Below are 21,914 nucleotides of genomic sequence, written 5' to 3'. Positions count from 1 at the left end.
GTGGGACCCATGCGACGTGCCTACAGCGTGGAGACCGTACGGGCCGCCGAGGCCGCCCTCATGCGGCGGCTGCCGGAGGGCGCCCTGATGCGGCGGGCCGCCGCCGGACTCGCCGTGGCCTGCGGCGATCTGCTGCGGCGCAACGGCCGGGTGTACGGGTCCCGGGTCCTGCTCCTGGTGGGCAGCGGCGCCAACGGCGGCGACGCCCTGTACGCGGGCGCCCGCCTGGCCCGCCGGGGCGCGGGCGTGCGGGCCCTGCTGCTCGCCCCCGACCGGGCCCACCCCGGCGGCCTCGCCGCGCTGCTCGCGGCCGGCGGGCGGGTCGTCGACGGTCCGGACGGGCTCGGCGTGCTCGACCTCGTCGTGGACGGCATCACCGGCATCGGCGGGCGCGGCGGGCTGCGCGAGGACGCCACCGGGCTGCTGCACACGGTGACCCGGGACCGTACCCCGGTCATCTCCGTCGACCTGCCGAGCGGGGTGGAGGCCGACACCGGCGAGGTGCACGGCGACGCCGTCCGGGCGGACGCGACGGTCACCTTCGGCACCTACAAGCCCGGCCTCCTGATCGACCCGGCCGCCGAACACGCCGGCGCCCTGCGACTGGTGGACATCGGGCTCGGCCCGGAGCTGCCCGAGCCGCCCGACCTGGAGGCGCTCCAGTACGCGGACGTCGCCGCGCTGCTGCCGGTGCCGGGCCCGGAGAGCGACAAGTACCGGCGCGGGGTCGTCGGCGTCGTCGCCGGGTCCGCGCGCTACCCGGGTGCGGCGGTGCTCGCGGTCGCGGGCGCGCTGCGCGGCGGGGCCGGGGCCGTGCGGTACGTCGGACCGGGCGCCGACGCGGTGACCGCCCGGTTCCCCGAGGCGCTGGTGCACGCCGGGCCGCCGTCGAAGGCCGGGCGGGTGCAGGCATGGGTGGTCGGCCCCGGGCTCGGCGACGGCCGGAACGCGGAGGCGGCCGTCGCCGACGTGCTCGCCGCCGACGTCCCCGTACTGGTCGACGCGGACGGGCTGCGGCTGCTGGACGCGGAGACCGTGCGGACCCGGTCCGCCCCCACCGTCCTGACCCCGCACGCGGGAGAGGCCGCCGCCCTGCTCGGCACGGCCCGTGAGGAGGTCGAGGCCGGGCGGCTCGCCGCGGTACGCGAACTGGCCGCCCGCTACCGCGCCACCGTGCTCCTCAAGGGCTCCACGACCCTGGTCGCGGAGGCCCGCGACACCCCCGTACGGGTCAACCCGACCGGCACGTCCTGGCTCGCCACGGCGGGCAGCGGCGACGTGCTCTCCGGGCTGACGGGCTCCCTGCTCGCCGCCGGGCTCGCCCCGCGCGACGCCGCCTCCGTGGGCGCGTACCTCCACGGGCTCGCCGCCCGGCGCGGCTCGGACGGGGCCCCGGTCTCCGCGCAGGACGTCGCGGACGGCATCCAGGCCGCCTGGCGCGACGTGCGGGCGGGCTGAGCCGGGGCCAGGGTGGAGACCTCGGAGACAGGGAGGATTCCACGGTGAGCGCTACCGCACCCGTACGCGTACGCAGGGCCTACGACCCGGTGGAGGACGACGACGGCACCCGGGTCCTGATCGACCGCCTCTGGCCCCGCGGGGTCTCCAAGGAGAAGGCGGCGATCGACGTGTGGCTGAAGGACATCACCCCGTCGGACGACCTGCGCTCCTGGTACCACCACGACCGCGAGGCCCGCCACGAGGAGTTCGTCGAGCGCTACCGCGCCGAACTGGACGACCGGACCCACACGGAAGCCGTCGAGCGGCTCGTCTCCCTGATGGGCGAGGGCGGCCCCGTCACCCTGATCACCGCCGCCAAGGACGTCGACGACAGCCACGTCCCGGTCCTGGTCGACCACCTGGAGCACCTGAGGAAGCGGAAGGCGCACTGACCCGGGACCGCGCCGGCCGACGCCGTGCCGGGACAGCCGTGCCGTCGTGACGCGCGGCGGACCGTGCGTGACGCGCGGCGCCGCACCACGGTGACGAATCGTGCGGAAGGGCGCATACGGCGTGCGGTGCTCCGGAGGAGACGAACGCCTCTGAGAGACTGGGCGCGATGAACGAGACAGCGTCCCTGAGAGCCCGTGCCGAGATCGACCTCGCCGCGCTGCGCGCCAACGTGCGCGTCCTGCGCGAGCGGGCGGCCGGGGCGCAGCTCATGGCCGTGGTGAAGTCCGACGGTTACGGGCACGGGGCCGTGCCCTGCGCGCGGGCCGCCCGCGAGGCCGGGGCGACCTGGCTGGGAACCGCGACCCCGCAGGAGGCCCTCGCCCTGCGTGCGGCCGGTCTCGACGGCCGGATCATGTGCTGGCTGTGGACGCCCGGCGGCCCCTGGCGCGAGGCGATCGAGGCCGATATCGACGTCTCGGTCAGCGGCATGTGGGCGCTGCGCGAGGTCGTCGCCGCCGCCGCGGCGGCCGGCCGCCCGGCCAGGATCCAGCTCAAGGCCGACACCGGCCTCGGCCGGGCCGGCTGCCAGCCCGCCGACTGGCCCGAACTGGTCACCGAGGCGCTGGCCGCCGAGCGGACCGGACGCGTCCGGATCACCGGCCTGTGGTCCCACTTCGCCTGCGCCGACGAGCCGGGCCACCCCTCGATCGCCGCCCAGCTCGACGTCTACCGCGACATGATCGGGTACGCCGAGAAGGAGGGCGTGGACCCCGAGGTGCGGCACATGGCCAACTCCCCGGCCACGCTCACGATCCCCGAGGCGCACTTCGACCTCGTCCGGACCGGCATCGCGATGTACGGGATCTCGCCCGCCCCCGAGCTGGGCACGCCCGCCGACTTCGGGCTGCGCCCCGTGATGACGCTCGCCGCGTCCGTCGCCCTGGTCAAGGACGCCCCGGCCGGGCACGGCGTCAGCTACGGCCACCACTACACGACCCCCGCCGGGACGACCCTCGGCCTGGTCCCCGTCGGCTACGCGGACGGCGTCCCGCGCCACGCGTCGGGCCGGGGCCCCGTCCTGGTCGGCGGGAAGGTGCGCACGGTCGCGGGACGCGTCGCCATGGACCAGTTCGTCGTCGACCTCGACGGCGACCGGCCCGAGCCGGGCGCGGAAGCGGTGCTGTTCGGTCCGGGCGACCGCGGCGAGCCGTCCGCCCAGGACTGGGCGGACGCCGCCGGCACCATCGCGTACGAGATCGTCACCCGCATCGGCGCCCGGGTGCCGAGGGTCCACGTGCACGCCGCGGCCGGCGACCCGACCGGGGGCGTACCGCGATGAGCGAGGACAGTGCGGGGGACGTGGTGGCCGCGACCGCCGCCACGGCGGCCGGCTGGCGCCGGGCGGGGATCGCCGGGGCCGCGATAGGAGTGCTCGCCGCGGGGGCGGCGGCCGGTGTCGCCGTCGAACGGCTCACCGTCGGGCGCGGCATGCGCAAGAAGGCCCGCCTGGCACTGGACGCGACCGGCCCCTACGGATCGCTGCGCGGCACGCCGGGGCGGGCGGTCGCCGAGGACGGCACCGAGCTGCACTACGAGGTCGACGCGGTGGAGCCCGGGGCGCCGGGAGGCGAGGAGGGCGGCTCCGGCGCGTCCGGCACCCGCCGTCGCCGCCTCTTCGGGCGCAAGGCCCCCGGCCCGGTCACCGTCGTCTTCAGCCACGGCTACTGCCTCGGCCAGGACTCCTGGCACTTCCAGCGGGCCGCCCTGCGCGGCCTCGTCCGCGCCGTCTACTGGGACCAGCGCAGCCACGGCCGCTCCGGCCGGGGCCGGTCCCAGGCGGACGGGGTGCCGGTCGGCATCGACCAGCTCGGCCGCGACCTGAAGGCGGTCATCGACGCGGCGGCCCCCGAGGGCCCGCTCGTCCTGGTCGGGCACTCCATGGGCGGCATGACGATGATGGCGCTGGCCGACCAGTACCCGGCGCTGATCCGCGACCGGGTGGCCGCCGTCGCCCTGGTCGGCACCTCCGGCGGCAAGCTCGGTGAGGTGAACTTCGGGCTGCCGGTGGCGGGCGTGAACGCCGTGCGCCGGGTGCTGCCCGGGGTGCTGAAGGCGCTCGGCTCGCAGGCGGAGCTGGTGGAGAAGGGGCGACGGGCCACCGCGGACCTCTTCGCCGGACTGATCAAGCGGTACTCGTTCGGTTCGCGGGACGTGGACCCGGCGGTCTCCCGGTTCGCGGAACGGCTGATCGAGTCCACCCCCATCGATGTGGTCGCCGAGTTCTACCCGGCGTTCACCGAGCACGACAAGAGCGGCGCGCTGCCCGCGTTCCGGGACGTACCTGTGCTGATCCTGGCCGGGGACAAGGACCTGGTCACCCCCAGTTCGCACAGCGAGGCCATCGCGGACGTCCTGCCCGACGCCGAACTGGTGATCGTGCCGGACGCCGGGCACCTGGTGATGCTGGAGCACCCGGAGACGGTCACCGACCGGCTGGCCGACCTGCTCGTACGCAGTGGCACGGTGCCGGCCGCTAACGTTGGCGGACATGGAAGCACCGCACACCAGCCCGGCCGCTGAGACCGTTCCGGAGCCTGCCGGGACGGCCGTTCCCCAGCCCCCCGGAGCCGTACCCGAAGCCGTCGCCGTGAAGCTCACCGTCACGTCCCCCGAACAGATGCAGGACCTGGGCCGCCGCCTCGCCCGGGTGCTCGCCCCCGGTGACCTGGTCATGCTCACCGGCGAGCTGGGCGCCGGGAAGACGACGCTGACCCGGGGGCTCGGCGAGGGCCTCGGCGTGCGCGGCGCGGTCACCTCGCCCACCTTCGTGATCGCCCGCGTCCACCCCTCCACGACCGGGGGCCCGGCGCTGGTCCACGTCGACGCGTACCGCCTGGGCGGCGGGCTCGACGAGATGGAGGACCTGGACCTCGACGTGTCGCTGCCGGAGTCGGTGGTGGTCGTGGAGTGGGGCGACGGCAAGGTCGAGGAGCTGGCCGACGACCGGCTGAGGGTCCTCATCGACCGCGCGACCGGCGACACCGACGACGAGCGGCGCGAGGTGACCCTGGTCGGCATCGGAGCGCGCTGGGCGGGGCTGCGGGAGGGCCTGGCGTAACACGGTGGAGACCTTCCCGACAGTGCGTCGGTAAACTGTTGCGCGAGGGGCCGTGGTCGTGGTCACATGGGTACGAGACGTAGTTAGGTCTGCCTAACCACGCCCTCCACCGGAGCATCAAGGAGGCATCCATGCCGACGCCCGAGCGTGCAGCGCGACCGCAGCCGCGACCGACTCCGTCCGACCTGTCGATGAAGGACCTGCTGGCCTCGTGCGCCGCGGCCACGGCGGTCTCCACCCCGCCGGGCGAGGAGCGGCGGAAGCCGGACGGGGACGAGGGACGCGCCCGCGAGGACACCGTCCGGCCGCGGGCGGCGTAGGCGGAGTCCCTACGGGACGACGACGACCTTCGCGCCGACCGTCGCGAAGGTCCAGACGGCGTTCCCGTCCGCACGCTTCATCCGGACGCCGCCGGTCCTCGACGTGGGGTCCGGGCTGGCCATCGAGCCGTCCTGCGCCGCGCTGAAGCCGATCGCCACCTCGTCGACGTTCGCGAAGCGGACCACGTGCTCGATCGGGACGCCGTCCGATCCCCGGACCGTGCCCGAGCGCGAGGTGACCCGGTAGTCCCCGGGCGGCGGGCTGACGGGGCTCGGCATCACGGTGAAGGTGCGGATCGCCTTGTCGTCCTCGTCGACCAGCCAGACCCGGCGGTCCTTCAGCGCGTACACGACGCGCTCGCCCGAGCCGGACTCGGCCGGGACCGCCAGCGGGTCGACCGGGGGCTTCGGCTTGGCGGAAGGCTGCGCCGAGGCCGAGGCGGAAGACGTCGGGCCGGGCGTGGACGCCACCGAGGCGGGGGCGTTCGCCGAAGCCTGGTAAGCGAGGAACGCGACCGCGGCGACCGCCGCCGCAGTGAGCCCGGCCACGATTCCCGAGCTTCCCCTTGCCACCGTGAACTCCCCTTTCGACAGCCGTTGCCGCATGTCGTACAAGCGTTTACGTCGTACTCGCGGATACCCGGTGACGGTAGCAGCAGGGAGCGGGCCGGCCGGGACGCCGTACGGACGCCGTAACGCCGTCGGCGGAGCCGTAGGCTGTTTGCGTGCTCTTGCTCGCCATGGATACCGCCACGCCCGCCGTCACCGTCGCCCTGCACGACGGTACGTCCGTCATCGCCTCCTCGGGACAGGTCGACGCCCGCAGGCACGGGGAGCTGCTGCTCCCCGCCGTCGACCGGGTCCTCGCCGAGGCCGGGACGAAGCTGGACGCCGTGACGGGTGTGGTCGTGGGCGTCGGCCCCGGCCCCTACACCGGTCTGCGGGTCGGCCTGGTCACCGCCGCCACCTTCGGCTCCGTCCTCTCCGTGCCGGTGCACGGCCTGTGCACCCTGGACGGCCTCGCGTACGCGGCCGGCCTGGAGGGCCTTGAGGGGCCGTTCGCCGTGGCGACGGACGCGCGCCGCAAGGAGGTCTACTGGGCGCGGTACGAGGACGCCCGCACCCGTACGGGCGAACCCGCCGTCGACCGGCCCGCCGACATCGCCGAGGCGCTGGCCGGGGTCCCCGTGGCCGGTGCTGGAGCGGTGCTCTACCCGGACTCCTTCCCCGACGCGCGCGGCCCCGAACACGTCGCCGCCGGGGCGCTCGCCGCCCTCGCCGCCGAACGCCTCGCCGCCGGACAGCGGCTCCTGGAGCCCCGGCCGCTCTACCTGCGCAGGCCCGACGCGCAGGTCCCGAAGAACTACAAGGTGGTCACCCCCCAGTGAGCGCCGCCACCACCGCCGTGCTGCGCGAGATGCGCTGGTGGGACATCGCACCGGTGCTCGACCTCGAACACGCGCTCTTCCCGGACGACGCCTGGTCGCCCGGCATGTTCTGGTCCGAGCTGGCCCATGCCCGGGGCCCCGGCGCGACCCGCCACTACGTCGTCGCCGAGGACCCGGCGACCGGCCGGATCGTCGGGTACGCCGGGCTCGCCGCCCTCGGCGACCTGGCCGACGTCCAGACGATCGCCGTCAGCCGGGAGGCGTGGGGCACCGGCCTCGGCCCCGAACTCCTCACCGATCTGCTGAGGGCCGCCACCGCCTTCGAGTGCGCCACGGTCCTCCTGGAGGTCCGGGTCGACAACATCCGGGCGCAGAAGCTGTACGAGCGCTTCGGCTTCGAGCCGATCGGCTTCCGGCGGGGCTACTACCAGCCGGGGAACATCGACGCCCTCGTCATGCGCCTCACCATGGACGAGCAGGCCGCAGAACACGAGCACGCACCAGAGACCGGGACTGAATGATGGCTGTCGACCAACCCCTCGTACTCGGCATCGAGACCTCCTGCGACGAGACCGGCGTCGGCATCGTGCGCGGGACGACCCTGCTCGCGGACGCCGTCGCCTCCAGCGTCGACACCCACGCCCGCTTCGGCGGCGTCGTCCCGGAGATCGCCTCCCGCGCCCACCTGGAGGCGATGGTCCCCACCATCGAGCGCGCCCTGAAGGAGGCGGGCGTCAGCGCCCGCGACCTCGACGGGATCGCCGTCACCTCGGGCCCCGGGCTCGCCGGAGCCCTGCTCGTCGGCGTCTCGGCCGCGAAGGCGTACGCCTACGCCCTGGGCAAGCCGCTCTACGGCGTCAACCACCTCGCCTCGCACATCTGCGTCGACCAGCTGGAGCACGGCCCGCTGCCCGAGCCGACGATGGCCCTGCTGGTCAGCGGCGGCCACTCCTCGCTCCTGCTGGCCCCCGACATCACCAGCGACGTCCGCCCGCTCGGCGCGACGATCGACGACGCGGCGGGCGAGGCGTTCGACAAGATCGCCCGCGTGCTGAACCTCGGCTTCCCCGGCGGTCCGGTCATCGACCGGCTCGCGAAGGAGGGCGACCCGGCGTCGATCGCGTTCCCGCGCGGCCTGACCGGCCCGCGCGACGCCCCGTACGACTTCTCCTTCTCCGGTCTCAAGACCTCCGTCGCCCGCTGGATCGAGGCCAAGCGCGCGGCGGGCGAGGAGGTGCCGGTGCGGGACGTGGCGGCGTCCTTCCAGGAGGCCGTGGTGGACGTCCTCACCCGCAAGGCAGTCCGGGCCTGCAAGGACGAGGGCGTCGACCACCTGATGATCGGCGGCGGCGTCGCGGCCAACTCCCGGCTGCGCGCGCTGGCCCAGGAGCGGTGCGAGCGGGCCGGCGTCCGGCTTCGGGTGCCGCGCCCCGGGCTCTGCACGGACAACGGGGCGATGGTCGCGGCGCTCGGCGCGGAGATGGTCGCCCGCAACCGCCGTCCCTCCGACCTCCAGCTCTCCGCCGACTCCTCGCTGCCGGTGACCGAGCCGCATGTGCCGGGCGCCGGTGCCGGGCACGGCCACTCCCACGATCACGACCACGTGCACGAGATCAGCAAGGACAACCTGTACTCATGAGCGCCGCGACGATCGTCCTGATGTGGGAGGCCCGCGCCACCGAGGGCCGCGGCGGCGAACTCCTGGAGTGGGCGCGGGCCGCCGAGCTGTCCCGTGAGCCCCACCGCCGGGAACTGCTGCGCGCCCCGCAGGACCGGGTGCTGGTGATGACGTGGTGGAGGGGCGCCTCGTACGGCGACGACCTCCCCGAACTCCCCGAGCCCGACGCCGCCCTGATCACCCGCCCGGTGCACCGCTGGCGGTTCGAGGCGGTGGGCTGAGCGGCGGCGGCCGGGCGAGGAGCCGCCGGGCGCCCGTCCGGCGGCCCGCTCAGGCCGTCGCGTCCCGCGCGTCCCGCTTTCCACGCCTGAGCAGTCCCTCCACGATCGCGTCGAGTTCCTCGACGGTCTCGTAGTCGGCGGCGTACTCCCGCCAGCGGTCCTTCATCTCGGCGAGCCGGGGCAGCCCCGCCGCGTCCTCCTCGGTGACCGTCTCCGGGAAGAACTCCCGGCGCGACGGGCTCTCCGCCCGGCGGGCCGCCGCCCTGCGGAAGACCAGGTCCCCGTAGACGTAGCTCCAGACCGTCCGGTACACCCGCACCGAGCGGGCCGGGGAGAGGCCGCAGGCGAGCGCGCAGTCGACGATCTCCTCCACCATCCACAGCGCGTTGCGGTCGGTCAGCTCGCCCAGCGCCAGGATGTCCAGCACCCAGGGGATCTTGCCGATGAGGTCGTGCATGTGCGCGGCCACCGCCACCAGCCGCTCGCGCGGGTCCTCCGGCAGCTCCGGGCGCGGGAAGGCCGCCGCCGTGCCGGACAGGGTGAGCATCAGCAGCTCGTCCTTGTCCCGCACGTAGTGGTAGAGCGCCATGGGCGTGCTGCCCAGCTCCTTCGCCACCCGCCGCATGGACAGGGCGGCCACGCCCTCCTCCTCGACGATGCGGCGCGCGGCGGCCACCATCACGTCCGGGTCCAGTCGGCGGGGGCGCCCCACGGGCCGTCCCGCCGTGCCCGGTCCGCCACCCGCCGCCGGGTTCTTCATCTTCTTCGCCTTCTCGGTCTTCTCGGTGCCTGACACCTGGGCATTCTCTCCTTCCGGGGCCCGGTTCCGGCCTGCCGCAGGGCCTCCCGACGCTCCGGCGTTTATTTTCTATACGTGTATGGCAATTCCCGGTCGAGGGAAGCGCGGGGAAGGGGACGTCATGGGCGGCGCGGGGAGGAGCGGGACGGAACGAGGCCCCGAGGGCGGGGCGGCGGGCGCGCCGGGCTCGCGTGAGCGGGGCGGGGCCGGGGCGGGTCCGATGAGTTCGGGCGGCGTACCGGGTCTACCTTCCACGGCGTCCGGACCGCCCGGCCCGGACGCGTGGACCGCCCGACGAGGAGAAGACCATGCAGAAGATCACCCCCTGTCTCTGGTACGACGGCAAAGCGATGGAGGCGGCCGAGCACTACGTCGCGATCTTCGGCGGGGACTCCCGCATCCTGGACGTCACCCACTACGGCGAGTCGGCCCCCGGCGAGACGGGTTCCGTCCTCACGGTCGGCTTCCGGCTCGCGGGCCAGGACTACATCGGGCTCAACGGCGGCCCGCAGTTCCCCTTCACCGAGGCGATCTCGCTCTCCGTGGACTGCGCCGACCAGGCCGAGGTGGACCGGTTCTGGGACGCGCTCTCGGAGGAGGGCGAGGAGGGCCGGTGCGGCTGGCTCAAGGACAGGTTCGGGGTCTCCTGGCAGATCGTGCCGAACGAGCTGCCGCGACTGCTGGCCGACCCGGACCCGGCGAAGGCGGACCGGACCATGAAGGCGATGCTCGGCATGGGCAAGTTGGACATCCAGGCCCTGCGCGACGCCTGAACGGGCGCACGGCCGTGGAGGCCCGAAAGGGCGCGCGGCCCCCGGCGGCCTGGTCGGTAGTGTTCCGCGCATGCCACGCCGTGCCCCGCTCCCGCCGCCTCCGCCGCCTGTCGAGATCCGCTCCTGGCCCGACCGCGAGACGATGCTCGCCGACCGGGCGGTGGTCCTGGGCGAGCTGGTGAAGATGCACCTGGGACCCGGGCGGCTCGGGCTGCTGTGGATGTGGGCGGGGCTCGTCGCGATCGGCTGGTCCCTGGCGGGCTCCGGAATCGTCATGTTCGAGCAGGCGATCGATCTGGTCGACTTCACCAGCGTCGTCGGCGGAATCGTCAGCCTGGTCATCGGCGTGACGGTGCTGATCCCGGCCGTCGTCTTCCTCTGCCTCGGTGTCGCACGGGACCGGAAGGTCCGCTCGCTGCTCACCGCCTGGGGTGCGCTGGACCGGGACCCGGAGCGCGACCGGCGGCTGCGGATGCCCGGGACGAGCCTCGCCTGGCTGCTGCTGTCGTTCGCCCTGGGCGCGGTGCGGCTCGCCCTCTGCGTGATCGGGCCCGCGAGCGCCCGGCCCGGCCGGGAGACGTACGGGCTGGTCGCCCTGGTGATGGGCCTCGGCATGGTGGCCTGGCTGACCGCGCTGACCGGCGCGGTCACGGCCCTGGCGCACCGTCGCTGGGTGGTGGGCGTCCTGACGGGACCCGCCGGGCGGTTCAGGCCAGCGGATGGCCGATCAGCATCGTCGGAGCCCCCGCCACCCGGGTCAGGAACACCGTCGCCGCGTGCGGACCGCTCAGCTTCATCCGGCGACGCAGCTCCTCCGGCTCCACCGCCGAGCCGCGCTTCTTGACGGTCAGCACGCCGACCTGACGCTCCCGCAGCAGCGCCTTGAGCTTCTTCATGTTGAACGGCAGCCGGTCGGTGATCTCGTACCCGGAGACGTACGGCGCGGAGTACCGCGTATCGCTGGTGACGTACGCGATCGTCTCGTCCACCAGCCGCCCTCCGCACCGCTCCACGATGTCGGCGACCAGATGCGCCCGGATCACCGCGCCGTCCGGCTCGTACAGATAGCGCCCGACCGGACCCACGGGCGGGGCGGGCAGCGGCGCCGGGGCGGTCAGGGTCGCGCCGGAGGGCAGCAGCGTGGCCCGGAAGGCGCCGGGCGCGAAGCCCTCCCCGTACCAGAGCACCGCCTCCTTCACATCGCCGCCGTCCGAGATCCACTCGGCCTCCGCCTCCGGGCCGATCGCCTCGTGCGGAACGCCCGGGGCGATCTTCAGCGCCGCCCTCGGGGCCTTCAGCGCGGCGGCCGTGGCCCAGGAGAGCGGTGGTGAGTACGCCTCCGGGTCGAAGACCCTGCCCCGGCTGCCGCGCCGCGCCGGGTCCACGAAGACCGCTTCGTACGGGGACGCGTCGACCTCCGTGACGTCGGCGCACCGCACCTCGACCAGGTCCCCGAGCCCGAGCGCCTCCGCGTTCGCGCGGGCCACCTCGGCGGTCAGCGGGTCGCGGTCCACGGCCAGGACGGAGATTCCGGCGCGGGCCAGCGCGACGGCGTCGCCGCCGATGCCGCAGCACAGGTCCGCCACGCTCCGTACGCCGAGCCCGGCGAACCGCGCCGCGCGGTGGGCGGCCACCGAGGTGCGGGTGGCCTGTTCGACCCCGTTGGGCGTGAAGTACATCCGGTGCGCGTCCTCGGCCCCGAACTTCGCCACCGCCCGCTGCCGCAGCCGGGCCTGGCCCAGGGCCGCCGACACCAGCTCCGCCGGGTGCGTGCGGCGCAGCCGGGTCGCGGTGGCCAGTTCGTCGGCGGGGTCGTGGTCGCGCAGTTCGGCCAGCAGCTGCTCGCCCTCGGGGGTGCGCAGCGCGGCGAAGGCGGCGCGGGCGGGGTCGTCGGCCGGGGCGGAGGGGGTCGTTGCGTTCACCCGGCCCATTGTGGCCGGTGCGCCGGCACGGCTCGCGGGCGGCGGGCGCGCGGGCGCGCTCCCGCCCGTGGCCGGACGGGCCGCCGTCGGGCCTGTGTGGGCCGGCCGGGGGACCGCACAGGCCCGGTCGCGGTGTCGGGGCGGGCGGTCGGCCGACGGCTGGCAGGATGCGGCGCCATGCAGCTAGTACGACAAAAAGAGCAATCAGCCGTCAAGCGGCACAGACCGGGCGTCGTGCTGGCGGTCCTGCTGGCCGCCGCCGTCGCCTCCGGATGCGCGGCGGAGGCGGGTGGCGGCGGCGCGGCGGGCGGCGGCGAGCCGGCGAAGCCCGCCGCCGGTCAGCCGGGCGGGGCGGCCCCGCAGGCCGGAGCCGCCCGCGACCTGGACACGCGCGCCGAGACGCTCAGGAAGAAGCAGGCCGCACGGGCCGTCGCGGCCGAGAAGTGGGGGCTGGCCAAGACCCCGCTCGCGGCCCCCGAACCGCCGGAGGTGAAGCCCCGCATCACCACCCGCGAGGGGTTCGAGGTCCGGGACGACGCCGGGCTGCCGCCCGTCTTCACCACCGTCCCGACCAAGGAGAAGATCGTCTTCCTGACGATGGACGACGGGGCGGAGAAGGACCCCGAGCTGCTGCGGATGATGACCGAACTGGACATCCCGTACAGCGCGTTCATCAGCGACTACGTCACCAACGACGACTACGGCTACTTCAGGAAGATGCAGAAGCGCGGGGTGGTCATCAGCAACCACACGCTCAACCACCGCTATCTGCCCGGCCTCTCCCGCGCCGAGCAGAAGCGGGAGATCTGCGGCCAGCAGGAGAAGATCCTCAAGCACTTCGGGAAGCGGCCCACCCTCTTCCGCCCGCCCTACGGCAACTACAACCGCGACACCCTCGTCGTCGCCAAGTCCTGCGGGATCACCGCCGTGCCCCTGTGGGCCTCCGAAGCCTTCCCCGACCACATGGAATGGCGCGAGTGGGACCGGGACCTGCACCCCGGCGACATCGTGCTCACCCATTTCCGGGGCGAGGACGACTGGAAGGGCTCGATGCCCGACATGATCCGGCAGGTCATGAAGACCATCACGGACAAGGGGTACGCGGTGGCGAAGCTGGAGGACTACGTCTGAGGCCGAGCCCGAGGGCCGCGTCCGACCGGTCCGGTCCGGCCCGCGTCCCCTGCGGCTCCGGCCGCGGCGGCGCCCGGCCGAGCCCGGACCGGGACGGCGCGAGGGTGGTGAATTGGCACTCCGCTTGACCGAGTGCTAATCGCGGTCATAGTCTCAGTGCTGGCACTCCCCCCTGGAGAGTGCCAGCACCACCTTGCGCGACAGGGCAGGTCCGGCACCCGCGACGACGGATCGGTCTGGTCGCCGACCACAGACTGTTAAACCCCGTGAGATCTCCGAAGGGGGAGACCGGATCGTGTCGACCACCAGCTCCAAGGTTGCGATCAAGCCGCTTGAGGACCGCATTGTGGTCCAGCCGCTCGACGCCGAGCAGACCACGGCTTCCGGCCTGGTCATTCCGGACACCGCGAAGGAGAAGCCCCAGGAGGGCGTCGTCCTTGCCGTTGGTCCGGGCCGCTTCGAGAACGGCGAGCGGCTCCCGCTCGACGTCAAGACCGGCGACGTCGTCCTGTACAGCAAGTACGGCGGCACCGAGGTGAAGTACAACGGCGAGGAGTACCTCGTCCTCTCGGCCCGCGACGTCCTCGCGATCGTCGAGAAGTAATTCACCCACGTTTGCTTGTGTTCTGCGCCCCTGGCCCCCTGCGAGATAACTAGCCGGGTGGCAAGGGGCGCAGTTCGTTCGAGAGGGAAGATCAGCCCATGGCGAAGATTCTGAAGTTCGACGAGGACGCCCGTCGCGCCCTTGAGCGCGGCGTCAACAAGCTTGCCGACACGGTCAAGGTGACGATCGGCCCCAAGGGCCGCAACGTCGTCATCGACAAGAAGTTCGGCGCACCCACCATCACCAACGACGGTGTCACCATCGCGCGCGAGGTCGAGCTCGACGACCCGTACGAGAACCTCGGTGCCCAGCTCGTCAAGGAGGTGGCGACCAAGACCAACGACGTAGCGGGTGACGGCACCACCACCGCGACCGTCCTGGCCCAGGCGCTCGTCCGCGAGGGCCTGCGCAACGTCGCCGCCGGCGCGTCCCCGGCCGCCCTGAAGAAGGGCATCGACGCCGCGGTCAAGGCCGTGTCCGAGGAGCTCCTCGCGACCGCCCGCCCGATCGACGACAAGTCCGACATCGCCGCCGTGGCCGCGCTCTCCGCGCAGGACACCCAGGTCGGCGAGCTCATCGCGGACGCGATGGACAAGGTCGGCAAGGACGGTGTCATCACCGTCGAGGAGTCCAACACCTTCGGCCTGGACCTGGAGTTCACCGAGGGCATGGCCTTCGACAAGGGCTACCTGTCCCCGTATATGGTGTCCGACCAGGAGCGTATGGAGGCCGTCCTCGACGACCCGTACATCCTGATCCACCAGGGCAAGATCGGCTCCATCCAGGAGCTGCTCCCGCTCCTGGAGAAGGTCATCCAGGCCGGCGCGTCCAAGCCGCTCCTGATCATCGCCGAGGACGTCGAGGGCGAGGCGCTCTCCACCCTCGTCGTCAACAAGATCCGCGGCACCTTCAACGCCGTCGCGGTGAAGGCTCCGGGCTTCGGTGACCGCCGCAAGGCCATGCTCGGTGACATCGCCACCCTCACCGGTGCGACCGTCATCGCCGAGGAGGTCGGCCTCAAGCTCGACGGCGCCGGCCTCGACGTGCTGGGCACCGCCCGCCGCGTCACCGTCTCCAAGGACGACACGACCATCGTCGACGGCGGGGGCAACTCCGACGACGTCAAGGGCCGCGTCAACCAGATCAAGGCCGAGATCGAGTCCACGGACTCCGACTGGGACCGCGAGAAGCTCCAGGAGCGCCTGGCGAAGCTGGCCGGCGGCGTGTGCGTCATCCGCGTCGGCGCCGCCACCGAGGTGGAGCTCAAGGAGAAGAAGCACCGCCTCGAGGACGCCATCTCCGCGACCCGCGCCGCGGTCGAGGAGGGCATCGTCTCCGGCGGTGGCTCCTCCCTCGTCCACGCCGTGAAGGTCCTGGAGGGCAACCTCGGCAAGACCGGCGACGAGGCCACGGGTGTCGCGGTCGTCCGCCGCGCCGCCGTCGAGCCGCTGCGCTGGATCGCCGAGAACGCCGGCCTGGAGGGTTACGTCATCACCTCCAAGGTCGCCGAGCTCGACAAGGGCCAGGGCTTCAACGCCGCCACCGGCGAGTACGGCGACCTGGTCAAGGCCGGCGTCATCGACCCGGTCAAGGTCACCCGCTCCGCCCTGGAGAACGCCGCGTCCATCGCGTCGCTGCTGCTCACGACCGAGACCCTGGTCGTCGAGAAGCCGGCCGAGGAAGAGGCCGACGCCGGTCACGGCGGCCACGGCCACTCCCACTAGTACGCGCGGTACCTTCGGGTACTTCAGTACTCCGGTACGCATGAGGCCCGGCACCCCCGTCGCGGGGGCGCCGGGCCTCGGTGCGTCCTGGCCGGCCGCGCGGAGCGGAAGGGGACGGCGCCGACGCGGACGCCGGACGGGTGCGCGGGCTCGGTGCCGGTGCGCGAGACCGCCCGCGCCACCGGGTCCGCGAAGCGAGGCGGCCGGGTCCGGGATGCGAGACGGGGTCTTCGAAGCGCCGCCGCGCCCACGAAGCGAAGCGCCGCCGCGCCCACGCGGAGACACCGCGCCCACGCCGGTGGCGGGTCCCCGAAGCGCCACCGGGCCTCGGCTACTGCGGACCGTACTTCCGGCCCGTCCGCGAGGTGACCCCGCCGAGCAGGCCCCGCGGGGCGACCTTGACCAGCCCCATCAGCGCCTTGTAGCGCGGGTCCGGGACCGACACCGTCTTCCCCCGGGCCAGATCCGTCAGCGCGGAGGCCACCAGCTTGTCCGCGTCGAGCCACATCCAGTCCGGGATGCTGTCCGTGCCCATTCCGGCCCGCTCGTGGAACTCCGTCCGCACGAACCCGGGGCACAGCGCCATCAGCCGCACCCCCGACCCGCCCAGATCCCGCGCCGCGCCCTGGGTGAACTGCACGACCCACGCCTTGGACGCCCCGTACGTACCGCGCGGCACGAACGCCGCGACGGACGCCACGTTGACCACCGCGCCCCGGCCCCGCTCCTTCATCCCGGTGACGGCGGCCGAGGTCAGCCGCAACACCGCCTCGCAGTGCACCTTCAGCATCGTCAGCTCATCGGCCATGGACACCTCCAGGAAGCGCCCCTTGTTGCCGAACCCGGCGTTGTTGACCAGCAGGTCGACCGGGTGCCTGCGGTCCGCGAGCCGCTTCTCGACCGCTTCGATCCCGCCGTCCGTGGACAGGTCGGCGCTCAGTACCTCCGCCTCGATGCCGTGCCGGTCGTGCAGTTCCGTGGCGTGCTCGCGCAGCCGAGCGGTGTCCCGCGCCACCAGTACCAGGTTGTGCCCCTGGGCTGCGAGCCGCCGCGCGAACGCGGCCCCGATGCCCGCCGTCGCGCCCGTGATCAGTGCAGTCGTCATACGCGGCACGTTAGTGCCCCGCGTGACGGGCCGGCTCACCCGCCCGCCGCCCCGGTCCGCCACCACGGTCCGGCCTCTCCTGCCCCGCCCCCGGCCGGACCCCCACCGCCCGGCCGGGGGAGACCCCTTCAGCACGGGTCAGGGAGACCCGGGGGCGAAGGACAGCATGCGCGCCTCGCGTACGGGCTTGCGCTGTTCATCGCCGCTCACGTGCGTCGACGTCAGGACGAGCCTTCCGTCGACGTAGGCGGTGTGCCCCATCGACATCTCGTACTCGTACGGAGCGGTCGCCACCGGGTGCTTCACGACCTCCTTCTCCGTGCCGGCGCCGCGCGGGCCCATGACGAAGGTCCGTCCGGGGCGGCTCGACGAGGCCGCCTCGTAGACGAGCATCGACCTGCCGTCCTCCGCGCGGAGCGGGTACAGCCTGCGCAGCTCGTCGGACTTGACGCCCCACAGGAACTTCCCGGTCTTCAGGTCGTACGCACCGACCTGGGCCTGGCCGCCCAACATGATGAGGCCCTTGCCGACCCCGGCGCCCCGGCAGGGCTGGATGTCCGCGCCGGACCCGTCTCCGCCGCACTCCTCGAAACCCTTGTCCCGGGCGTCGAAGGTGACGCGGTGCTTGCCACCGGGGTCCAGGACCGTGATCCGCCAGTCGGTCGCGACGTCCTCGTTGTTGTAGGTGGTGAAGACGACCGGATCCATGGAGATCAGACTGCCGAAGCTCCAGCCGGTCCTCATCCGGTGGCGCCACAGGACCTTGCCGGTGCGCGGGTCGAGCTCGCGCACTTGGCCGTAGTTCTTGCTCCGGTCGATGTCGATCATGCACGTCGAGCTCACCAGCAGCCGGGCGGGACCGCCCGCCACGGCTTTGGGGACGCACTGCTCCTTGTCGCGGGAGACCTCGTAGAGCTTGCTCCCGTCGTCCATGCGGTAGGCGATGGCCACCATGTTCCGGGCGACGGACAGGGTGTCGCCGCTGATGGCGCTGTAGACGATGAACGTCTGGCCCCGGTCACCGGGCTCGTCGAGCTTCTTGTGCCACCCCTGCTTCCCGGTCTTGAGATCGATCATCTGCATCCGGTTGCACTGGTTGCCCCGCTCGTTGTCCGGCCGCTCGTGATGGAACACCACGACCTTGCCGTCGGGCGTCGGGTTGGCCGGTGTCTCGCACACGGAGGAGGGCAGCGTCACGTTCCAGACCTCGGCGCCGTCCGAGAGCCGGTAGGCCGTGACCTTCCGGTGCAGGGCCTGGACAGCGGTGTCACCGACGATCCACAGGTCGTGGACCTTGTTGATCTGCTTGGGCAGGTCGGTCCTGTCGTCGACGATCCAGGCCGCCGACTCGCCCGGCTTCCGCGCGGCTTCGACCTCGTCCGTCGTCGGGATGTGGCTCAGCTCCGGGCCGCCCGCCGCCGGGGTACCGGACGGGGACGCCGAACCGGAGGGGCCGGGCGACTCCTTCGCCACGGGCTCGGCGGGCTCGTCCCGCCACCGGTCGGAGAGCGCGTACGTCCCTCCCGCCACGACCACGAGCACCAGCGCGACGACCGCGGCGACGACCGGCCCCCGGCCGAAGCGGCGGCGCGGCGGCGGTGGGGGCGTCGGCGGACCGAACCCCTGGGGCTCGCCGCCCTCCGAGGCGTACGGGTTGCCGGGAACGGGCTGCTGCGGCGGGCCCGGCGTGTACCAGGGCTGCTGCGGATCGGGCATGGTCTTCCCCCTGAGACGTGCCACTCGGCTCGAAGACTTCTTCTCGGGCGCGGGTCACTGATGGTGGACGCGCCGCACACCCATGCAGTTCCCGCCCAAGGGCCGGGTCCCGTACGGCGGATGACGCGCCGCCACCGGCCCGCGGCTTCCCGCGCACGGGACCGTCCGCCCTCAGCCCTGCCGAGCGACGTACTCCCGAGCCGTCCGCAGCGCCTGAGGGTGCAGCGCCGCCCCGGCGGCCAGCAGCGCGGGCAGCAGGGTGCGTTCGGTCGTCACGGCCCGGAACTGCAGGGCGGCGGTGACCTCGTGGTCCGGCCGGTGCACGATCTCGATACGGTCCCCGGCGCGGACGGCGCCCGGCTCGATCACCCGCAGGTACGCGCCGGTGGCGGCCTGCCGGGTGAACCGCCGGACCCACCCCTCCTCCCCGAGGTGCCCGGCGAAGGTCCGGCACGGAATCCGTCCCGAGGTCACCTCCAGCACGAGGTCCGCCCCCACGCGCCAGCGCTCACCGATCAGCGCGCCGCTGACATCGAGGCCCCGGGTCGTGAAGTTCTCGCCGAACATCCCGTTGGCCAGCTTCCGGCCGCCCAGCTCCCGCTCCCAGGCGTCGAGCTCCTCCCGGGCGAAGGCGTACACCGCCTGGTCGCTGCCGCCGTGATGACGCGTGTCGCACACCGCGTCCCCGGCCAGCCCACTGCCGCCGACGCCCTTGGGGCCGGGGTCGCCAACCTCGACCGGGCCCTTGACCGGTCGTTTGTCGATCCCGGTGAGACCTCCGGGTCCGGCGGTATGTGCGGAGGGGCGCGGGCGGCCGGTGTTCACGGTCAGCAGCTTCATGCGGTCACGCTAACCGCACCGGGCCCAAAGCAAGTCATCGCGCATTCGCCTCGCCCCCAAGATGTCCTTATGCTGGTGGAGTGATCGAAGCTCGCCACCTCCGTGTCCTGCGCGCCGTGTCCACCACCGGCTCGTTCTCCGCCGCCGCGCGCGAACTCGGCTGCACCCAGCCCGCCGTCAGCCAGCAGATGAAGGCCCTGGAGTCCTCCGCCGGCACCGCGCTGCTGATCCGCACCGGACGCGAGATGCGCCTCACCGAGGCCGGCGAAGCGCTGGTGCGGCACGCCTCCGGCATCCTCGCGGGGCTGACCGCCGCCGAGGAGGAGGTGGCCGCCATCGCCGGACTGCGGGCCGGCCGGGTCCGGCTGGTCTCCTTCCCCAGCGGCAGCTCCACCCTGGTCCCGGGCGCGCTGGCCGCCCTGCGCGCCGAACACCCCGGCACCCGGGTTTCGCTCGTCGAGGCCGAGCCGCCGCGCTCGGTGGACCTGCTGCGCGAGGGCGACTGCGACATCGCGCTGGCGTTCCGTTACGGGGCGACCGGCGGCGAATGGGACGACCTGGTGGTCCGGCCGCTGCTCACCGACCGGCTGATCGGCCTGCTGCCGGAGGGGCACCGGCTGGCCGACGCGTCGAGCGTGTCCATCGGCGAGCTGGCCGGGGAGTCGTGGATCGCGGGCTGTCCACGCTGTCGGCGGCAGCTCGTCGAGGTCTGCGAGGCGTCCGGCTTCACTCCGCGCATCGACTTCGCCACCGACGACTACCCGGCGGTGATGGGCCTCGTCGGGGCCGGGCTCGGGGTGGCGGTCCTGCCGGAGCTGGCCGTGGAGTCGGTACGTCCCAAGGGGGCCCGGACCGTGGCGGTCGAGCCCGCGATCGAGCGGGAGATCGTCGCGCTGACCCTGCCGGACCTGGCCCGGGTCCCGGCGGTCGCTGCCACTCTGGACCAGCTGTCACGGACGGCCGCCCGCTGAGGCCGTGCCGGATCCGCCCGTCCGCCACGGGCCGCCGGAGGTCCGGAACCGCCATGGGCCGCCCGGGTTCGGAACCGCCGCGGACCACGCGCCGCCCGGGGTCCGCGGCCGCCGCGGCCGGCTGCGGGCCGGATGGCTGAAGATGTCGGAGAAACGTTTCTGCGTTCAGGTGCGGCCTGCGGGGGTCAGGTGCCACCGGAGCCCGGCCCGGCGGCGGCCGCGGAGGGCGCCGCGGTGATCAGCCGGTTCCTGGCCCGGCCCATCAGCTCCTCGCGCTCGTCCTCGGTCAGGCCGCCCCACACGCCGTAGGGCTCCCTCACGGCCAGGGCGTGAGCCGCGCACTCGGCGCGCACCGGGCAGCGCATGCACACCTCCTTGGCCGATGCCTCGCGGGCGCTCCGGGCCGCGCCGCGCTCACCCTCCGGGTGGAAGAACAGGGAACTGTCCACGCCTCGGCAGGCGGCGAGCAGCTGCCAGTCCCACAGGTCTGCGTTGGGTCCGGGAAGGCGGGAGAAATCTGCCATTGCTTGTCCCCTCGGAGCTGTGCTGCGTCGGAAGCGGCATCCTCGACCGTCTGTGATCGACGGTCTGCTGTGTTCGGACCGTCGGTGATCGGTGTGACCGAAGTCTCGACCGTACATCTACGGTGCTAGTAGATGTAAATATGACTGATTGCGAATCTAGCCACAAACACCCCCGAAAGGGAAGAAATGGTGCCGAATGGGGCGTATCGCAGAGTGAAGATTCGGTTGACGGGTGAATCACCCGCGCCGTTCTCCTCCGTGTGCGGCCCTTCACGTAGAGTGCCGAACCCGGCCGCCCGACCCGTAACCCTTTCGAGTGACCGTCGTTAAGGGAACGGATGCGGTTGACGTATATCCGGCTCGGGCACATGTCCGAGGGGGTCAACCGCACTGGTGACGACTTGTATCAGCCTGGAGGCTCAAGGTGACGCGCATCAGCTGCGGAGGACGGTCATGACATCCGTCCTCGTCTGCGACGACTCCCCGCTTGCCCGAGAAGCGCTCCGTCGCGCGGTGGCCACCGTGCCCGGCGTCGAGCGCGTGACGACGGCGGCCAACGGCGAGGAAGTCCTCCGCCGCTGGGGTGCCGATCGTTCGGATCTGATTCTGATGGACGTACGCATGCCCGGTCTGGGGGGTGTGGAGACCGTCCGGAGGCTGCTCTCCGCCGATCCCGGGGCCCGGATCATCATGCTGACCGTCGCCGAGGACCTGGACGGCGTCGCGCTCGCGGTCGCCGCCGGGGCCCGCGGCTATCTGCACAAGGACGCCTCGCGCGCGGAGCTGCGGGCCACCGTCACCCAGGCGCTGGCCGACCCGACGTGGCGGCTCGCCCCGCGCCGGCTGCGGTCCGCCGAGATGGGGGCGGCCCCCACGCTCACCGCGCGGGAGATCCAGGTGCTCGAAGGCATGAGTCACGGCCGCTCCAACGCGGAGATCGGCCGTGAGCTGTTCCTCTCCGAGGACACGGTCAAGACCCACGCCCGGCGCCTCTTCAAGAAGCTCGGGGCCTCGGACCGCGCCCACGCGGTCGCCCTCGGATTCCGCTGGGGCCTGGTCCGCTGACGACGGGGCCCGGGCCGCGCCCCGTCCGCGGACCGGCGGACGGGGACACGGAGCGGGCCGTCGGCTCCACACCCCGTATCCGGGCCCGCTCGACGGTGCCGTGTGACGCTTCCCGGCCGATG

General features: G+C 73.3%; 23 protein-coding genes. 16 read left to right on the top strand and 7 right to left on the bottom strand.

The features are described 5' to 3' along the window. The first annotated feature begins 9 nt into the window (after positions 1 to 9). The 6 genes from ACIQMU_RS04625 (at position 10) to ACIQMU_RS04600 (ending at position 5,331) form a co-directional block, all read left to right on the top strand. On the top strand, positions 10 to 1,458 hold the full coding sequence (locus tag ACIQMU_RS04625) for an NAD(P)H-hydrate dehydratase (protein WP_402688200.1): 1,449 nt from the start codon (positions 10 to 12) through the stop codon (positions 1,456 to 1,458). Between the two features lie 44 nt (positions 1,459 to 1,502). After that, entirely contained in the window at positions 1,503 to 1,892 is a 390-nt protein-coding gene (locus ACIQMU_RS04620; RefSeq protein ID WP_352240262.1) for a DUF488 family protein, read from the top strand. A gap of 167 nt (positions 1,893 to 2,059) precedes the next feature. After that, complete coding sequence (gene alr / locus ACIQMU_RS04615) at positions 2,060 to 3,232, top strand: alanine racemase (RefSeq protein ID WP_352240263.1); 1,173 nt, start codon at positions 2,060 to 2,062, stop codon at positions 3,230 to 3,232. After that, entirely contained in the window at positions 3,229 to 4,473 is a 1,245-nt protein-coding gene (locus ACIQMU_RS04610; protein WP_352240264.1) for an alpha/beta hydrolase, read from the top strand. Before alr ends, ACIQMU_RS04610 begins: the two co-directional genes overlap by 4 nt. Next, positions 4,442 to 5,011 (top strand): tRNA (adenosine(37)-N6)-threonylcarbamoyltransferase complex ATPase subunit type 1 TsaE, encoded by a 570-nt coding sequence (gene tsaE / locus ACIQMU_RS04605; protein WP_402688199.1) that lies wholly within the window; start codon positions 4,442 to 4,444, stop codon positions 5,009 to 5,011. The genes ACIQMU_RS04610 and tsaE overlap by 32 nt, the downstream gene beginning before the upstream one ends. Before the next feature lie 131 nt (positions 5,012 to 5,142). Continuing rightward, positions 5,143 to 5,331, top strand: coding sequence for a hypothetical protein (locus ACIQMU_RS04600; RefSeq protein ID WP_352240266.1), 189 nt, complete (start codon positions 5,143 to 5,145; stop codon positions 5,329 to 5,331). 9 nt (positions 5,332 to 5,340) lie between these two features. Here the strand turns inward: ACIQMU_RS04600 and ACIQMU_RS04595 are convergent, their stop codons facing one another. Further along, entirely contained in the window at positions 5,341 to 5,937 is a 597-nt protein-coding gene (locus tag ACIQMU_RS04595; RefSeq protein WP_352240267.1) for a hypothetical protein, read from the bottom strand. 134 nt (positions 5,938 to 6,071) lie between these two features. Here ACIQMU_RS04595 and tsaB point away from each other — a divergent pair, with 134 nt between their 5' ends. From tsaB to ACIQMU_RS04575, 4 genes are read left to right on the top strand one after another with little or no spacing between them, the layout of a single operon-like run. Continuing rightward, positions 6,072 to 6,719 carry a tRNA (adenosine(37)-N6)-threonylcarbamoyltransferase complex dimerization subunit type 1 TsaB gene (gene tsaB, locus ACIQMU_RS04590; RefSeq protein WP_402688250.1) on the top strand — a complete coding sequence of 216 codons (648 nt, stop codon included), beginning with the start codon at positions 6,072 to 6,074 and terminating at the stop codon, positions 6,717 to 6,719. Beyond that, the gene (gene rimI / locus ACIQMU_RS04585; RefSeq protein WP_352240268.1) at positions 6,716 to 7,240 is read left to right on the top strand and encodes a ribosomal protein S18-alanine N-acetyltransferase; all 525 of its coding nucleotides are present in this window, start codon (positions 6,716 to 6,718) and stop codon (positions 7,238 to 7,240) included. The genes tsaB and rimI overlap by 4 nt, the downstream gene beginning before the upstream one ends. Beyond that, complete coding sequence (gene tsaD, locus ACIQMU_RS04580; protein WP_352240269.1) at positions 7,240 to 8,358, top strand: tRNA (adenosine(37)-N6)-threonylcarbamoyltransferase complex transferase subunit TsaD; 1,119 nt, start codon at positions 7,240 to 7,242, stop codon at positions 8,356 to 8,358. Before rimI ends, tsaD begins: the two co-directional genes overlap by 1 nt. Then, entirely contained in the window at positions 8,355 to 8,618 is a 264-nt protein-coding gene (locus ACIQMU_RS04575) for a hypothetical protein (protein ID WP_352240270.1), read from the top strand. The genes tsaD and ACIQMU_RS04575 overlap by 4 nt, the downstream gene beginning before the upstream one ends. 49 nt (positions 8,619 to 8,667) lie before the next feature. Here ACIQMU_RS04575 and ACIQMU_RS04570 read toward each other — a convergent pair whose 3' ends face one another. Continuing rightward, positions 8,668 to 9,414, bottom strand: coding sequence for a TetR/AcrR family transcriptional regulator (locus ACIQMU_RS04570; RefSeq protein ID WP_402688198.1), 747 nt, complete (start codon positions 9,412 to 9,414; stop codon positions 8,668 to 8,670). Between the two features lie 311 nt (positions 9,415 to 9,725). Between ACIQMU_RS04570 and ACIQMU_RS04565 the strand changes: the two genes are divergently transcribed. Then, positions 9,726 to 10,190 carry a VOC family protein gene (locus tag ACIQMU_RS04565; RefSeq protein WP_402688197.1) on the top strand — a complete coding sequence of 155 codons (465 nt, stop codon included), beginning with the start codon at positions 9,726 to 9,728 and terminating at the stop codon, positions 10,188 to 10,190. Between the two features lie 707 nt (positions 10,191 to 10,897). On the opposite strand, the gene ACIQMU_RS04560 is transcribed toward ACIQMU_RS04565, so the two are convergent. Further along, positions 10,898 to 12,121, bottom strand: coding sequence for a methyltransferase domain-containing protein (locus tag ACIQMU_RS04560; protein WP_402688196.1), 1,224 nt, complete (start codon positions 12,119 to 12,121; stop codon positions 10,898 to 10,900). A gap of 168 nt (positions 12,122 to 12,289) precedes the next feature. On the opposite strand from ACIQMU_RS04560, the gene ACIQMU_RS04555 reads away from it, so the two are divergent. From ACIQMU_RS04555 to groL, 3 genes are all read left to right on the top strand, one after another. Then, positions 12,290 to 13,243 (top strand): polysaccharide deacetylase family protein, encoded by a 954-nt coding sequence (locus ACIQMU_RS04555; RefSeq protein ID WP_352240274.1) that lies wholly within the window; start codon positions 12,290 to 12,292, stop codon positions 13,241 to 13,243. 295 nt (positions 13,244 to 13,538) lie between these two features. Then, positions 13,539 to 13,847 carry a co-chaperone GroES gene (gene groES, locus ACIQMU_RS04550; RefSeq protein ID WP_003966899.1) on the top strand — a complete coding sequence of 103 codons (309 nt, stop codon included), beginning with the start codon at positions 13,539 to 13,541 and terminating at the stop codon, positions 13,845 to 13,847. A 98-nt stretch (positions 13,848 to 13,945) separates the two neighbouring features. Continuing rightward, positions 13,946 to 15,571, top strand: coding sequence for a chaperonin GroEL (groL, locus tag ACIQMU_RS04545; RefSeq protein ID WP_352240275.1), 1,626 nt, complete (start codon positions 13,946 to 13,948; stop codon positions 15,569 to 15,571). A gap of 331 nt (positions 15,572 to 15,902) precedes the next feature. Here groL and ACIQMU_RS04540 read toward each other — a convergent pair whose 3' ends face one another. The 3 genes from ACIQMU_RS04540 to ACIQMU_RS04530 form a co-directional block, all read right to left on the bottom strand. Then, positions 15,903 to 16,676, bottom strand: coding sequence for an SDR family NAD(P)-dependent oxidoreductase (locus ACIQMU_RS04540; protein ID WP_352240276.1), 774 nt, complete (start codon positions 16,674 to 16,676; stop codon positions 15,903 to 15,905). A gap of 138 nt (positions 16,677 to 16,814) precedes the next feature. After that, entirely contained in the window at positions 16,815 to 18,392 is a 1,578-nt protein-coding gene (locus ACIQMU_RS04535) for a PQQ-binding-like beta-propeller repeat protein (RefSeq protein ID WP_402688195.1), read from the bottom strand. A gap of 171 nt (positions 18,393 to 18,563) precedes the next feature. Further along, complete coding sequence (locus tag ACIQMU_RS04530) at positions 18,564 to 19,232, bottom strand: MOSC domain-containing protein (protein ID WP_402688194.1); 669 nt, start codon at positions 19,230 to 19,232, stop codon at positions 18,564 to 18,566. 80 nt (positions 19,233 to 19,312) lie between these two features. Here ACIQMU_RS04530 and ACIQMU_RS04525 point away from each other — a divergent pair, with 80 nt between their 5' ends. Then, positions 19,313 to 20,203 (top strand): LysR family transcriptional regulator, encoded by an 891-nt coding sequence (locus tag ACIQMU_RS04525; protein WP_352240278.1) that lies wholly within the window; start codon positions 19,313 to 19,315, stop codon positions 20,201 to 20,203. A gap of 185 nt (positions 20,204 to 20,388) precedes the next feature. On the opposite strand, the gene ACIQMU_RS04520 is transcribed toward ACIQMU_RS04525, so the two are convergent. After that, positions 20,389 to 20,727, bottom strand: a complete 339-nt coding sequence (locus ACIQMU_RS04520) for a WhiB family transcriptional regulator (RefSeq protein WP_352240279.1) — start codon at positions 20,725 to 20,727, stop codon at positions 20,389 to 20,391. A 453-nt stretch (positions 20,728 to 21,180) separates the two neighbouring features. On the opposite strand from ACIQMU_RS04520, the gene ACIQMU_RS04515 reads away from it, so the two are divergent. Next, positions 21,181 to 21,792: a response regulator transcription factor gene (locus tag ACIQMU_RS04515; protein ID WP_003948568.1), complete on the top strand. Its 612-nt coding sequence runs from the start codon at positions 21,181 to 21,183 to the stop codon at positions 21,790 to 21,792. Positions 21,793 to 21,914: the final 122 nt, after the last annotated feature.

This window comes from Streptomyces sp. NPDC091649, from assembly GCF_044756785.1.
Classification (GTDB): Bacteria; Actinomycetota; Actinomycetes; order Streptomycetales; family Streptomycetaceae; genus Streptomyces.
This window is presented reverse-complemented; position numbering and strand designations above follow the sequence as displayed.